This is a genomic window from Ruminococcoides bili, from assembly GCF_040093295.1.
Lineage (GTDB): Bacteria > Bacillota > Clostridia > Oscillospirales > Acutalibacteraceae > Ruminococcoides > Ruminococcoides intestinale_A.
In genome coordinates this window covers 86,769-102,668 of the sequence record NZ_JBBNJY010000006.1, presented here as the reverse complement: position 1 = coordinate 102,668, position 15,900 = coordinate 86,769, and the positions used below count along the sequence as shown (strand labels likewise).

Here is a 15,900-nt window from a genome sequence, read left to right as displayed (position 1 = left end):
ACGGAAACGGTCAGACCGTAAATTACAATTACGATAAATACGGCAATGTTAAGGAACTTTTCTATAACGGCAAACTTGCATTCAGCTTTTTAAGCGATAAAACGGGTACGGTTATGCGCCATAAAGACTTTGTAAATAATCGACAGTATGACTATGATTATGATACAACAGGCAGACTTGTGCGACAGGTAAAAACAGATATTTCAAAAACCGACGCTGAAAATAAGTTTGTTTCGGCTTATGAGTATGATTACGATTTAAATAACAATGTAACAAAACTCGCAAGCAAAAACGGCGACAGTTCCATAGTCCACAGCTTTACTTACGGCAAAGACAATTTGCTTACAGAATATTCTTCTGATGTTTCAAGTAAGGTAACATATACATATGACGGACTAAACAGACAGACAAAATCATCTGTTGCATTAAAAACTCCGCTTGATATGAGCTACACCTACTATGACAGTGAGCGTGGAGAAAATTTTACCACAACAAAAATTAAGGAAGAAACCATTAGTAAAGATACTTACAAATATGATTATGATACAAATGGCAATATAACTCATATATTCCAAAAAGTAAACAATAGTTATAAATTGCTGTATATATACGATTATGATGATTTTAATCAATTGGAATCATCAACGGACTGTATTAATTTAAAGAATCATTATTATGAGTATGATGAAGCGGGCAACATACTTTCGGAAGTAACAAGAAAAATAAATGCAAACGGCATACCTTACGGCGGTGCGGTTACCGTGAATTATGAGTACAATGATTCAAATTGGGGCGATAAACTTACAAGCTACAACGGAGAAACTATAACCTATGATGAAATAGGCAATCCGCTTTCATATCGTGACGGTATGGAAATGACTTGGCTCAACGGCAGAAAGCTCACTACTTTACAATACGGCAACGATAGTATCAGCTATAAGTATGACAGTAATGGCGTAAGAACAAGCAAGACTGTAAACGGCGTTGAATATACATATGAGTATCTCGGCGGTCAGCTTATGCACGAAACAAGAGGTACAAAAACCTTTGATTACTGCTACGACGCAAACGGTCAGCTCTACGCAGTAAGCTACAAGGCAAATTCATCAACCAATGCAGTAACATATTACTTCGCTCACAACTGGAGAGGTGATATTACTTCAATCTATGACGGTAACGGTAATGTTGTAGCTAAGTATGAATACGATGTCTGGGGTAATGTGCTCACAGTATCAAATGCGAGCAATCAAGAAATTACAGACCCTAACCATATTGCTAACCTCAATCCATTCCGCTATCGCAGTTATTACTATGACTCTGAATCAGGCTTATACTACCTTATGAGCCGTTACTACGACCCTGTTACCCACAGATTTGTGAATGCAGACGGCTATTTCCAGTCAGGCGATAACATTCTTGATACTAATATGAATGCGTATTGTCAGAATAACCCGGGAATCTATATTGACACAGGTGGTTGTTTTGTTACTACAGTTGGCTTTTCTGGAGATTGTACACTTTTTTGGGGAGTGAATGCATCTATTTGTGCAGCTTTCGACGGAAATGGAGATACTGCTTTGCAATTTTCATACGCCGGAACCAATTTAAAAGAAAATCCATATTTTGGTGTTGCTGATTTGAGTGCATCAATGCCGATTGGCTTTTATTGGGATGCAAATAGTGTTGATGAATTATCTGAGAGACGCTATTTCTATTTTGGTGGTTCTGCTGGTTTTGGCGGTTTTTTAGGTGTTGATTTAGTTTTTAGTGAATATGGTTTTGCGGGTATTGTTATAAATCCAGGTGGCGGCTTAGGTGCTGATTTCCATACATATACACCGACAACTAATACAATATATACAAGTACCTCGAATACTCCCAAAACGACTAACAAGAATATAAAAAAGAATATGAATAAAAATAATACAAACAATAATAAGATACATAATAAAAACTCTCAGAAGTATTGTCGTGCTTGTGGAAGACCAATAGGAAAAGGTCCGGGTTTTTGTAGTTCTCCGTCATATTATTAAGGAGTATAATGCTATGATTTATGATAAGAGTATAACAATTAATACAAATCTTTCTTTAGATAATTCCAAAGAAAAATTGAAACAACTGACTTTTCCTTATAGCAAAGCAAGTAAGTACAAATGCGACTTTATTGGCAGAATATCAGATGATAGTTTTGATATTACACTTAATCTATCTGGTCCAAGAGAACCGATAAGAACAAAAGTTGTGGGCTGTTTTAAAAGTAATAATGAAGGAACTATCGTTTATGCAAAACTAAAACCATCACCAGTAACATTGTTTTTTCAGATAATATATAGTTGCTTGTGTATATTGTTTTTTATTATTTTTTTATTGTATAATCCTTCAACCATATTACTTCCTATATTAATGTTTTGTTTTGGTAATTTGGTGATGTTAATTTTTATTAGATCTAATTTTAATACAACAGAAAATATATTACAAAAAGCTTATTGCAATAAATGTGAAATTAGAGCATAGAAAAATTAATTGTTTTCGCTAAAACAAAAAATTGTCTTAAAGATTTAAGAATATTTCCTTTAAATTAATGTGAAGTGTTTTTTGAAAGGATACATAATATTTTTAACTGGGGCGACAAGCTTACACGCTACAACGGAGAAACAATAACCTATGATGAAATAGGCAATCCGCTTTCATATCGTGACGGTATGGAAATGACTTGGCTCAACGGCAGAAAGCTTACAACCCTACAAAGCGGCAATGACAGTATCAGCTATAAGTATGACAGCAACGGCGTAATAACAAGTAAAACCGTAAATGGAGTTGAATACACATATGAATACCTCAACGGTCACCTTATGCACGAAACAAGGGGAGAAAAAGTATTCGACTATTGTTATGATGCAAACGGTCAGCTTTATGCAGTAAGCTACAAGGCAAATTCTTCAACCGATGCAGTAACATATTACTATTTTTAGTGTTAATGCTTTATTAATTGCAGCGATTTTATACGGTTACGATCCATCATACTCAACTCAAACTGTTCCTGCAACATAAAAATATCAGAAAGGTATATTATATGTATAGTATAATTAGAATAATAATCACTATAATAGTTTTCATTTTCATAGCAAGGATTTGCAAGCCCAAAAAGAAAAGAATGTATTTCCTAATCATTGTTTCAGCATTATGCTTTTGCACAGTATTGGAATTCTTGCCGATTGAAAACCTATTTATAGATTTTCAATCTCCTCAACAGGTTATTAACTATTTATATCCATCAAGCGAAAGAATAGCTGATATTGTTTATGATGAAAAATCTTGTATGGTTATTTTAGAAAAAAGCAAGAACAATTATACCAACACATATTTGGGGACAGACAATAATTCATATAAAATTACTACTGTATTTGATTATTCAACAGAAAGCCAATATGATGATAGATATGTTAACTTAAGCATAACTCATATTAATAACTCCTCTGACTATTATTTATGTGGCACATATTATTTCGGTGAAGATATTCAAACTATAAAAGATACTTCGGACTCAGATATTAAATTTATTCCTATTGGAGTTATTAATTCTAAGCAGTCTTCTAAGGTATATAAATCATATTTAATTTATGGTACTATAAATAGTTACACAAAGAATTATTCTTTAGAAATAAATAATCAAACTATAGTTTTTAATTAATCGCAACTTACTATTGCAATTTGCGAATTATTTTTTTTAAAAATTTAGCTTATGCTTTAGGAATTTATTTAGGTGTTGGCTCTATACTCCAATCAGTAAAAAGAATATGCAAACTTAAAAAGGTAAATTTCTTAAATGGGAACGAACAAATAGCAATGTTTAGAAATGATAGAAATAAAAAAATAATTGCATTAGCTGTATTTATTTTATCATATTTTGTATTCTATCTTTTTAAGTAGTTTTAACACAAACAGTCAGTTAAAGTTTTTGCTTTGACTGACTGTTTTGTTATTAATTGCAAAACTATACATAATTAAAGACAAGATGTTCATTTGCTGGATATAAGAACAAAGGGTATCAATACTGTTTTGTATTGATACCCTTTGTTGTTTGGTGCGGGTGACAGGACTTGAACCTGCACACCGGTAAGCACAAGAACCTAAATCTTGCGTGTCTGCCAATTCCACCACACCCGCATAGGTGCTCTTAATTTTTACACGGCATAGCAAACCGAGGCGGAGCTAATCGCTTAATCCGCAATGAGATTATTATAACAGATTTATTTTTAAAAATCAAGAGAATTTTAAATTTCATTTTGCACGAATTGCGTACGAAAAAGTATGTGACAGGTTTTAAGGTGAATATAATGCTTTTTGCTATAAGTATATCTATAAAATTTTTGGAATCAATATCTTAGTATTGACAATATACCATACGGGGGTATATAATAAATATACCCTTATGGGGTATGAAAGTATAAAGGACTGATTTTATGGCATGTGAAAATTGTCACAGTAATAAAACAAAGCAAAGAAGCGAGAAAGAGTACAAGGCTCTCATCAATCGTCTTAACCGCATAGAGGGGCAGATAAGGGGTATTAAAGGTATGCTTGAGAAAAATGCCTATTGCACCGATATTCTGGTTCAGGTTTCTGCCGTTAATGCGGCGCTCAATTCATTTAATAAAGAGCTGCTTGCAAATCATATCAAAACCTGTGTGGCGGAGGATATTCGCAACGGTAAAGACGAAACAATTGACGACCTTGTCGCAACCTTGCAAAAGCTTATGAGGTAGGTGCTTTTGATGAAAAAATTTAATGTTACGGGAATGAGTTGTGCTGCTTGCAGTTCCCGTGTTGAAAAAGCGGTTTCAAAGGTTGAGGGCGTACAGTCCTGCTCGGTAAGCCTGCTTACAAATTCTATGGGAGTAGAGGGCAGTGCAAGTGACGAGAGCATAATCGCAGCCGTTGAAAAGGCGGGTTACGGTGCGAGTGTGGCAGGCGCAGAGAAAAAACAGTCTGCCGAAACCGATCAATTGAAAGATAAAGACACGCCTGTACTTATGCACAGACTGATTGCCTCTGTCGGCTTTCTTGTCGTATTGATGTATATTTCAATGGGGCATATGATGTGGGGTTGGCCGTTGCCTGCGTTTTTTGCGGACAATCATATCGCAATGGGACTTGCTCAGCTTTTGCTCTGCGTTATAATAATGGTTATAAACCGGAAATTTTTTATAAGCGGATTTAAAGGCCTGATTCACCGTTCACCTAATATGGACACGCTTGTTGCCCTCGGCTCGGGTGCATCGTTTGTGTACAGTGTATATGCACTTTTTGCTATGACCGATGCACAGGTAAAAGGCAATGCTGAACTTGTTATGAGTTATATGCACGAGTTCTATTTTGAATCGGCGGCAATGATTCTTACGCTGATTACGGTGGGCAAAATGCTTGAGGCTCACTCAAAAGGTAAGACGACAAATGCGCTCAAGGCACTTTTGAACCTTGCACCTAAAAAAGCAACCTTGTTGATTGACGGCAAAGAAACCGAAGTAACTGTTGATAAGGTGAAAAAAGGCGATGTATTCGTTGTTCGTCCGGGTGAGAGTATTCCCGTTGACGCTGAAATCACAGACGGCAGTACAGCTGTTGACGAGTCGGCTCTTACAGGAGAGAGTATTCCTGTCGATAAAGTTGTCGGTGACAGCGTGTCGGCAGGTACGATTAATAAATCGGGATTTATCAAGTGCAGTGCTACGGCTGTCGGCGAAGATACGGCTTTATCGCAAATCATAAAAATGGTTAGCGATGCTGCGGCTACAAAAGCGCCTGTCGCTAAGATTGCCGATAAGGTATCGGGTGTGTTCGTGCCTGTTGTAATTGTTATTGCTGTTGTTACTATTGCCGTATGGCTTTTGTGCGGTCAAACTGTCGGCTATGCGCTTGCAAGGGGTATATCTGTTCTTGTAATCAGCTGTCCTTGCGCATTGGGACTTGCCACACCTGTTGCAATTATGGTAGGCAACGGTATGGGCGCAAGAAAAGGTATTCTTTTTAAAACCGCAGCATCTCTTGAAGAGGCAGGCAAAACTCAAATTGCCGTACTTGACAAGACAGGTACAATCACTAAGGGCGAACCAAAGGTTACTGATATTATTCCGTTTGAAATCACAGAAAATGAACTTTTAAAATATGCATATTCAATTGAAGTCAAAAGCGAACATCCGCTTGCAAAAGCGATAATCGTAAAAGCGGAGGAACTTTCTTTAAATCCGTATGAAGTTACAGATTTTAAGACTGAATCGGGTAACGGATTGTCTGCCGAATACAACGGTAAAAGGATTATCGGCGGCAGTAAGAAATATATTTCTTCAATTATCGGTATTTCAAACGATATATTAAGCAAAGCCGACAAACTTTCCGAAGAGGGCAAAACACCGCTGTTCTTTATGCTCGATAACAAGCTTTTGGGAATAATAGCCGTTGCCGATGTAATAAAAGAGGAAAGTCCGAAGGCTATTAAACAATTACAAAATATGGGCATTAAGGTTGTAATGCTCACGGGCGACAATGAGAGAACAGCTAAGGCTGTAGGAAAACTTGCAGGTGTTGACGAAGTTATTGCAGGCGTTATGCCTGACGGTAAAGAAAAAGTTGTTGCCGAACTCAAAAAGCAGGGCAAGGTTCTTATGGTCGGCGACGGTATAAACGACGCACCTGCGCTTACAAGAGCGGATATAGGTATGGCAATCGGTTCGGGTACGGACATTGCAATTGATGCCGCCGATGTTGTTTTTATGAAGAGCAAACTTACGGATGTTCCCGCAGCGGTAAGACTTAGCCGCAAAACATTAAGAAATATCCACGAAAATCTTTTCTGGGCATTTATCTATAATGTTATCGGTATTCCGCTTGCGGCAGGCGTTTGGATTCCGTTGCTCGGCTGGCAGCTTAATCCGATGTTCGGTGCAGCGGCAATGAGCCTGTCGAGTTTCTGCGTTGTAACCAATGCTCTAAGGCTGAATTTCTTTGACATTACAAATCCAAAGAAAGACAGAAAAATAAAATATAAATCAAAAAAGGATGATAATGCTATGACAAAGACAATGAAAATTGACGGTATGATGTGTTCACACTGCGAGGGCAGAGTAAAACAAAGTCTTGAGGGACTTGCACAGGTAAGTCAGGCAGAAGTAAGCCACGAAAAAGGCACAGCTGTTGTAACACTTACCGCAGAAGTTTCAAACGATGTACTCAAGAAAACTGTCGAAGACCAGGGATACAATGTAATTTCAATTTCATAATTTTATTTGCAGATGTCGATTTAAACGGCATCTGCAAATTTTTTGCAAAAAATTTAAAAAAACTATTGACTTAAAGTCAGCTTTAACAGTTATAATATCTTTATAAAATTTACAGGAGATGTTATTATGTATATTGAAAAAATTAATTCACCTCAAGATGTAAAAGCACTCAATACGGAAGAAATGAAACAGCTTGCACAGGAAATGCGTACAGTCCTCATTAAAAAGCTAAGTATCCACGGCGGACACTTCGGCCCTAACCTCGGTATGGCGGAGGCTATTATAGCATTGCATTATGTGTTTAATTCACCTGTTGACAAGTTTGTCTTTGATGTATCGCATCAGAGTTACTGCCACAAAATTCTTACAGGCAGAAAAGACGCATTCATTTTTGAAGATAAGTATGACGATGTTTCAGGCTATGCAAATCCCGAGGAAAGCGAGCACGATTTTTTTAATATCGGTCACACCTCAACTTCTGTCAGCCTTGCGTCGGGTCTTGCAAAGGCAAGAGATTTAAACGGCGGCAAGGAAAATGTAATTGCCGTAATCGGCGACGGTTCGTTAAGCGGCGGTGAGGCTCTTGAGGGTCTTGATTATGCAGGCGAGTTTGACGGCAACTTTATTATTGTTGTAAACGATAACGATATGTCTATCGCCGAAAATCACGGCGGACTTTATAAAAATCTCAAACTTTTAAGAGATACGGACGGTAAAGCCGAATGTAACCTCTTTAAGGCAATGGGACTTGACTATGTATTTGTCAAGGACGGCAACGATATTGAACAGCTTATTTCAGCTTTTGAAAGCGTAAAAGACATTGACCACCCTGTAGTCGTTCATATTTGCACACAAAAGGGTAAGGGTTATGCTCCTGCCGAAAAGGACAAAGAGAATTGGCACTGGTGTATGCCGTTTGACATTGAAACAGGCAGATCTAAATTTGAATTTGACGGCGAAAGCTATGACGATATTACGGTAAATTATCTTCTTGAAAAGATGAAGAACGATAAGAGCGTTGCCGTTATTACTTCGGGCACACCTACAGTTGCAGGCTTTACAAAGGACAAGCGTGACATTGCAGGCAAGCAGTTTATTGATGTAGGCATTGCCGAGGAGCACGCAGTTGCTCTTGCTTCGGGTATGGCAAAAAACGGCGCTAAACCTGTTTACGGTGTTTACAGTTCATTTATACAGAGAACATATGACCAGATTTCACAGGATTTATGTATTAATTCAAACCCTGTTACAATTATTGTTTTTGCTGCGACAGTATTCGGTATGAACGATGTAACTCACCTCGGTATCTACGATATTGCAATGCTTTCAAATATTCCTAACCTTGTATATCTTGCACCTACTTGCAAGGAAGAATATCTTGCTATGGTTGAATGGAGTATGTCGCAGAGAAAGTACCCTGTTGCAATCAGAGTACCGGGCAACGGAGTTGTTTCAAATCCGAATTACAAACCGATTGACTTTGACAACCTTAACAAATACAGCGTCACAAAAGAAGGCGGCAAGGTTGCAATTCTCGGACTCGGCACATTCTATCAGCTCGGTGAAAGTGTTGCCGATGAAATTAAAAAGCAGTACGGTATTGACGCTACCGTTGTAAATCCTGTTTACATTACAGGTACGGACGAAGTCTTGCTTGCAGAACTTGCAAAAACTCACGATGTTGTAATTACACTTGAGGACGGTATTCTTAACGGCGGTTTCGGCGAAAAAATTGCAAGATTTTACGGTAAATCGGATGTCAAAGTATTTAACTACGGCTTAAAGAAAGAGTTTCTCGACAGATATGACTATAATGAAGTTCTTGCCGAAAATCATCTCACCAAAGAGCAGATTTGCGAGGATATTAAAGATTTTATCTGATTTAAGTTGACAATTACAATCAAATAGTATTAAAATATTAGGGCAGAGTTTTTCTGCCCTGATTTTTATTTTAGGAGTTTTTATGAATTTAACCTACGAACAAAACAAACGCTATTCAAGACAGCTTGTAATGAAAGAGATAGGAGAGAGCGGACAGAAAAAGTTGCTTTCTTCAAGCGTACTTGTAATCGGTGCGGGCGGTCTTGGCTCACCTGCGCTTATGTATCTTGCAAGCGCAGGAGTAGGCACAATTGGCATTGCAGACGCCGACGAAGTTGATGTGTCTAATCTGCAAAGACAGGTTATACATAACTGTGCCGATATAGGCAAAGCAAAAGTTGAATCGGCTAAGGAAAAAATAAATAAGTTGAATCCCGATGTTAATGTCAAAACCTACAAAACATATGTGAACAGTGAAAATATAGCCGAGCTTATCTCTGATTATGATTTTGTGCTTGATTGCACCGATAATTTCGGCAGTAAGTTTTTGATTAACGATTACTGTGTAAAGGCGGAAAAGCCGTTTTGTCATGCAGGCGTTGTCGGTTTTGAAGGTCAGCTTATGACATATATTCCACACAAATCCCCGTGCTACCGATGTGTTTTTGAAGAAGAACCGAAAGCGGGCGATGTACCTCTTCCAAAGGAGGTAGGAGTTATAAGTGCGGCTTGCGGAGTAACAGGCAGTTTGCAGGCAATGGAAGCAATAAAGTTTTTACTCTCAAAGGGTGAACTTTTATGCGGTTATATGCTTATTTACAATGCTTTAAATGCGTCTTTCCGCAAAATAAAACTCCCGAAACAAAACCCGAATTGCAAGGCTTGCGCAAAGCAGGCATAATAAAAATATAGGAGAAATTATGAATATCAGAGAATACCTTAAAAAGAGCAAGCTGATTGCAGACGGCTCTTTCGGCACATACTATTCCCAAAAATATAAAACGGTCGATATTCCCGAATATGCAAATATTACCGCTTCGCAGAGAATATCGGAAATTCATACCGAGTATATAAACAGCGGTGCAAAACTTATCAGAACCAACACTTTTGCGAGCAACACATACTCTCTTGACTGCTCAATCGAACAGGTTAAGGAAAATATAAAAGCGGCTTACAAAATTGCAAAAGAAGCGGTTGAGCAGAGCGGAAAAGAAATATTTATCGCAGGCAATATCGGTCCTGTTCCCGCAGTTTTTCAGCCTGATTTTGAGGCTGTGGAAGAAGAATACTATCAGATTGCGAAAACTTTTATAGATGAGGGCGCAGATATTTTATGTTTTGAAACCTTTACACAGTCCGAACATATTATGCCTGCAATAAAGAGAATTAAAGAGGAATGTAATCCGTTTATAATTGTGCAGTTCTGCGTGAATCAGTACGGTTACAGTGAGGCGGGCGAAAGTGCGGAAAGGCTTGTTAGTGAAACTGCATTTTCAAAATGCGTTGACGCCGTAGGTCTTAACTGCGGTGTAGGCCCTGCCCATATGCAGCAGATATTGTCAAGAATTAATCTTAACAACAATTGTTTTGCCACGGCTATGCCAAATGCCGGTTATCCTTTACTTGTGCGCAACCGTGTAAAATATGCTGATAATCCGATATATTTTGCGTCTAAGGTAAATGATATGGCTTTGCTCGGAGCGGATATTATAGGCGGTTGCTGTGGTACAACACCTGATTACATAAGAGAAGTTGCAAAAACCGTTGACCTTACACCTACCGTAAAATCGGATGAAACTTTCGCAAACAACGAAAACGAAAAGCCTGTTATAAAAAAGAGCTTTTTCAGAAATGCCGACGGTACAATTAAAGATAAAAAACTTATTGCGGTAGAACTTGCTCCGCCTTTCGGCGCAGATGATAAAAAACTGCTTGAGGCAGCACATATGCTCAAAGGTCTTGGAGTAGATGTACTTACATTTCCCGATTCTCCTTCGGGCAGAACAAGAATCGACTCTGTGCTTATGGCTCAAAAGGTTAAAAATGAAACAGGCTTTGATGTAATGCCGCATATCTGTTGCCGAGATAAAAACGCCATTGCCATGCGCTCAACTTTCCTTGGCGCAAGTATAAACGACATTAATAATTTTCTTATCATAACAGGCGACCCTATCCCCGTTATGGCAAGACAAGTAGTAAAGTCTGTGTTTAATTTCGACTCCGTGGGTCTTATGCGCATTGCCGATGAAATGAACAGCGAGGCATTAAAAGACAGTCCGCTCACTTACGGCGGCGCTATAAATCAGAGCAGACGAAGAATAGAATCGGAAATTAAGCGTGTGCAAAAGAAAATGGAGGCAGGCGCAGAATTTTTCCTTACTCAACCTGTATTTACAGCAGAAGATGCCGAGCGTTTGCGCAGAGTAAAAGAAGAAACGGGCGCAAGAATTTTGTGCGGAATTATGCCGTTGGTCAGCCGAAAAAATGCTCTTTTTATGAAAAACGAAATTTCGGGAGTTAATGTTACGGATGAAGTTATTGATCGTTATCCCGAAAACGCCGGCCGTGAAGACGGCGAAAATGTAGGTGTTGAACTTGCAAAAGAAATGATTGCAGCTACAAGAGATTTTGCGGACGGTTATTATTTTTCTTTCCCGTTTAACCGAACATATTTGCTCAAAAGAATTATACAGGAAGTCTAAGATAAAATTTATGTAAAACCCTATAAATTTCTTGACAAAATATTAGTTTTGGTTTATTATAAATTTGTTGTAAGAGTATATCTTACTTAATTTAGCGTGAAAAAGATTTCTGTTTTCATGCAAATATATGACCACTTGCATATGTAAGTTAAGCCCATACGGACAGGCGGGTCAGCTGCCGAGCGTGGCGCAAGCCACATTATTGATTGAGTTAAAAGCTCAAATTTTATAAGTCGATTACTTATCATCAGTGCAACAGCACATCACTTGTGAAACGGTCAATAAGAGCAGAACGGTATATTTGCTACATTAGCTCTGAAAACGGAATTCTTCTATTAACTGTCAGCATAAGCTACAGAAAATAAATCATATATCCGTTAATCAAACAGGTGGTGCATCGTGCCGCCTGTTTTTTGTTGCATTATTTTTGATAAGCCGAAAGGGTAATGTAAATGGATATAAACACACAAAAGAAAGCCCCCCTGTATGAGGCTCTGCAAAAATTTCGCAAACAAAGGGTAGTGCCCTTTGATGTGCCGGGACATAAAAGGGGAAGAGGAAATCACGAACTCGTTGAGTTGCTCGGCGAAAAATGCGTAGGTCTTGATGTAAATTCAATGAAGCCGCTTGATAATCTCTGTCACCCCGTATCGGTAATTTTGGAGGCGGAACAGCTTGCGGCGGATGCATTCGGCGCAGGTCATGCATTTTTTATGGTCGGAGGTACAACTTCCGCAGTGCAGAGTATGATTTGGTCTGTATGCAAAGCAGGCGATAAAATTATTTTGCCGAGAAATGTGCACAAAAGTGTTATTAATGCTCTTGTGCTCTGCGGTGCGGTGCCTGCATATGTAAATCCCGATGTTGACAAAAAAATCGGAATAGCGCTCGGTATGGAACTTTCTCAAGTTGAGAACGCAATCAAAGAAAATCCCGATGCCGTTGCTATTCTTGTAAATAATCCGACCTACTACGGTATTGCGTCCGATTTAAAAGCAATTGTAAAACTTGCACATGCTCATGGTATGAAAGTGCTTGCAGACGAGGCTCACGGCACACATTTCTATTTCGGTGAAGATTTGCCTGTATCGGCCATGGCGGCAGGTGCAGATATTGCGGCGGTGTCTATGCATAAATCCGGCGGAAGTCTTACGCAAAGCTCATTGCTGCTTACAAACAAAAATGTACGCTGGGAGTATGTGGCGCAGATAATTAATCTTACGCAGACCACAAGCGCAAGCTATCTGCTTATGTCAAGTCTTGATATTTCAAGAAGGAACCTTGCCTTGAGAGGAAAAGAGTCGTTCGGTAAAGTAATGAAAATGGCTGAATATGCCCGAAATGAGATAAACGAAATCGGCGGTTACTACGCTTACGGCAGAGAGCTTAACAACGGCAGCAGCGTGTTTGATTACGATGTAACCAAACTTTCAGTTTACACAAGAGATATAGGGCTTGCCGGAATTGAAGTTTACGACTTACTGCGTGACGAATACGATATTCAGATAGAATTCGGCGATATAGGCAACATACTTGCCTATATTTCAATCGGCGACAGAATACAGGACATTGAAAGACTTGTAGGTGCGCTTGCCGATATTAAAAGGCTTTATTCAAAGGACAATGCAAAAATGCTTAGTATGGAGTACATTCCGCCTATTGTATCGGCAACACCGAGAGATGCGTTTTATGCAGACAAAGAAATGCTGCCGATTGAACAGACGGCAGGAAGAATTTGCAGTGAATTTGTTATGTGCTATCCGCCCGGAATACCGATTCTTTCACCGGGCGAAATGATTACAGATGAAATTATAGAGTATATTAATTATGCAAAAGAAAAAGGCTGCTCAATGCAGGGTACGGAAGACCCGTATATTGAAAAACTTAATGTATTGAAATAAAGTTTTTAAGGTTACTAATAATGCGTTTTGTAAAAAACAAACCAAAGGAGTGTTTATATGGAATTTTGGTTTTCTGAAAGACATACCGATAATGTTGAGCTTTCTATAAGAGTTGAAAAACAGCTATTCAGCGGTCAGAGCGATTTTCAGCGAATCGATGTTTTTGATTCTGTGGAGTTTGGCAGATTTCTTACTTCAGACGGTAATGTGATTTTCAGTGAGAAAGACGAGTTCACCTACGACGAGATGATTGTTCATGTGCCTATGGCGGTTCATCCGAATGTAAAAAAGGTGCTTGTAATCGGCGGCGGCGACGGCGGTGTTGCCAGAGAGCTTTCACATTATGAAGAGATTGAAGTTATAGATGTTGTTGAGCCTGACGAGATGTTTGTTGAGGTGTGCAAGGAATATTTCCCCGACAACTCAAAGGGTCTTGAAGATAAAAGAGTAAATATATATTATCAGGACGGTTTAAGGTTTTTAAGAACAAGTCATAACGAATATGATTTAATTATAAATGACGCTACAGACCCGTTCGGACACACCGAGGGACTTTTTACAAAAGAGTTTTACGGCAGCTGCTACAAGGCACTTAAAGATGACGGAATTATGGTATATCAGCACGGCAGTCCGTTCTATGATGAGGACGAGGGTGCTTGTAAGGCTATGCACAAGAGAGTGTACAACTCATTTCCGATAAGCCGTGTGTATCAGGCGCATATTCCTACCTGTGCCGCAGGTTATTGGCTGTTTGGCTTTGCATCTAAAAAGTATCATCCGCTCAAAGACCTTGACGCTAAAAGATGGAACAAGCGTGGCATAAAAACTTGGTACTATACGACCAATCTTCATCGAGGTGCATTTATGCTGCCGAAATATGTTGAAGATTTACTTGCAGAAGAAGAAAAATAATTTTATATATTGGAGGAAAACAAAATGAGCAGACTTTTAATTATCGGTTGTGGCGGTGTTGCAGGTGTTGCAATTCACAAGTGTTGTCAGAACAGCGATGTTTTTACAGAAATTTGCATTGCAAGCAGGACAAAATCAAAGTGTGACGCTATAAAAGCAAAACTTGAAAACACAACAAAAACGGTTATTACAACCGCACAGGTAAATGCCGACAGTAAGGACGAGCTTGTGGCTCTTATTAATTCATACAAGCCCGATGCGGTACTAAACCTCGCACTTCCGTATCAGGATTTAACAATTATGGACGCCTGCCTTGAAACCAAAACAGACTACATTGATACGGCAAACTATGAACCGGAGGACACAACAGACCCCGAATGGAAAGCTGTTTACGAAAAACGCTGCAAAGACCTTGGCTTTACCGCTTACTTTGATTATTCGTGGCAGTGGGCATATAAAGAAAAGTTTGAAAAAGCAGGTATCACAGCACTTTTGGGTACAGGCTTTGACCCGGGTGTTACAAGCGTATTTACAGCATATGCGCTCAAGCATTATTTTGATGAAATCCATTATATAGATATTCTCGACTGCAACGGCGGCGACCACGGCTATCCGTTTGCAACAAACTTTAACCCTGAAATCAATCTTCGTGAGGTATCCGCAAACGGCTCGTATTGGGAAGACGGCAAGTGGATTGAAACCAAACCTATGGAGATTAAGAGAGTGTATAACTTTGACGGTGTGGGCGAAAAGGATATGTACCTGCTTCACCACGAGGAAATCGAGTCACTCGCAAAGAATATTCCGAATGTAAAGCGTATTCGCTTCTTTATGACATTCGGACAGAGCTACCTTACACATATGCAGTGCCTTGAGAATGTCGGTATGCTTTCTACCGAGCCTGTTATGTATGAGGGCAGAGAAATTGTACCGATTCAGTTCTTAAAGGCTCTTTTGCCTGACCCTGCATCTCTCGGTCCACGCACTAAGGGCAAGACAAATATCGGCTGTATCTTTACAGGCGTTAAGGACGGCAAAGAAAAGACAATTTACATCTACAATATGTGCGACCATCAGGAGTGCTATAAAGAGGTCGGCTCGCAAGCTGTATCATACACAACAGGTGTGCCGGCTATGATCGGTGCTTCACTTGTTCTTAGCGGTCAGTGGAAAAAGCCTGGTGTTTATAATGTTGAGGAGTTTGACCCCGATCCGTATATGGAGGCACTTAATAAATTCGGTCTTCCTTGGGTTGTTGACGAAAATCCCGTAACAGTTGAGTAAGCC

At 39.1% G+C, this 15,900-nt stretch carries 12 protein-coding genes and 1 tRNA gene; 12 read left to right on the top strand and 1 reads right to left on the bottom strand.

The features are described 5' to 3' along the window. From AAAY30_RS03550 to AAAY30_RS03535, 4 genes are all read left to right on the top strand, one after another. A partial coding sequence (locus AAAY30_RS03550) for an RHS repeat domain-containing protein (RefSeq protein ID WP_499215634.1) occupies positions 1-2,033 on the top strand: 2,033 nt, incomplete at its 5' end. A gap of 13 nt (positions 2,034-2,046) precedes the next feature. Continuing rightward, a complete protein-coding gene (locus AAAY30_RS03545) occupies positions 2,047-2,514 on the top strand; it encodes a hypothetical protein (RefSeq protein ID WP_022234295.1) in 468 nt (155 codons plus the stop codon). A gap of 74 nt (positions 2,515-2,588) precedes the next feature. Beyond that, positions 2,589-2,972, top strand: coding sequence for a hypothetical protein (locus AAAY30_RS03540; protein ID WP_117704938.1), 384 nt, complete (start codon positions 2,589-2,591; stop codon positions 2,970-2,972). 236 nt (positions 2,973-3,208) lie between these two features. After that, the gene (locus AAAY30_RS03535; RefSeq protein WP_337781952.1) at positions 3,209-3,691 is read left to right on the top strand and encodes a hypothetical protein; all 483 of its coding nucleotides are present in this window, start codon (positions 3,209-3,211) and stop codon (positions 3,689-3,691) included. Between the two features lie 391 nt (positions 3,692-4,082). Here AAAY30_RS03535 and AAAY30_RS03530 read toward each other — a convergent pair. Continuing rightward, positions 4,083-4,167: transfer RNA gene (locus AAAY30_RS03530), tRNA-Leu, on the bottom strand. A gap of 296 nt (positions 4,168-4,463) precedes the next feature. Between AAAY30_RS03530 and AAAY30_RS03525 the strand changes: the two genes are divergently transcribed. The 8 genes from AAAY30_RS03525 (at position 4,464) to AAAY30_RS03490 (ending at position 15,897) form a co-directional block, all read left to right on the top strand. Beyond that, positions 4,464-4,766, top strand: coding sequence for a metal-sensing transcriptional repressor (locus AAAY30_RS03525; protein WP_022234289.1), 303 nt, complete (start codon positions 4,464-4,466; stop codon positions 4,764-4,766). Between the two features lie 9 nt (positions 4,767-4,775). Then, positions 4,776-7,277, top strand: a complete 2,502-nt coding sequence (locus AAAY30_RS03520) for a heavy metal translocating P-type ATPase (RefSeq protein WP_337781951.1) — start codon at positions 4,776-4,778, stop codon at positions 7,275-7,277. Between the two features lie 126 nt (positions 7,278-7,403). Continuing rightward, entirely contained in the window at positions 7,404-9,158 is a 1,755-nt protein-coding gene (locus tag AAAY30_RS03515) for a 1-deoxy-D-xylulose-5-phosphate synthase (protein ID WP_337781950.1), read from the top strand. 82 nt (positions 9,159-9,240) lie between these two features. Further along, entirely contained in the window at positions 9,241-9,999 is a 759-nt protein-coding gene (locus AAAY30_RS03510; protein ID WP_022234286.1) for a HesA/MoeB/ThiF family protein, read from the top strand. 19 nt (positions 10,000-10,018) lie between these two features. Then, positions 10,019-11,800 (top strand): bifunctional homocysteine S-methyltransferase/methylenetetrahydrofolate reductase, encoded by a 1,782-nt coding sequence (locus AAAY30_RS03505; protein WP_499215633.1) that lies wholly within the window; start codon positions 10,019-10,021, stop codon positions 11,798-11,800. A gap of 452 nt (positions 11,801-12,252) precedes the next feature. Beyond that, complete coding sequence (locus tag AAAY30_RS03500) at positions 12,253-13,701, top strand: aminotransferase class I/II-fold pyridoxal phosphate-dependent enzyme (protein ID WP_329961376.1); 1,449 nt, start codon at positions 12,253-12,255, stop codon at positions 13,699-13,701. 57 nt (positions 13,702-13,758) lie between these two features. Continuing rightward, positions 13,759-14,613, top strand: coding sequence for a polyamine aminopropyltransferase (gene speE, locus AAAY30_RS03495; protein WP_022234283.1), 855 nt, complete (start codon positions 13,759-13,761; stop codon positions 14,611-14,613). 24 nt (positions 14,614-14,637) lie between these two features. After that, positions 14,638-15,897: a saccharopine dehydrogenase family protein gene (locus AAAY30_RS03490; protein WP_022234282.1), complete on the top strand. Its 1,260-nt coding sequence runs from the start codon at positions 14,638-14,640 to the stop codon at positions 15,895-15,897. Positions 15,898-15,900: the final 3 nt, after the last annotated feature.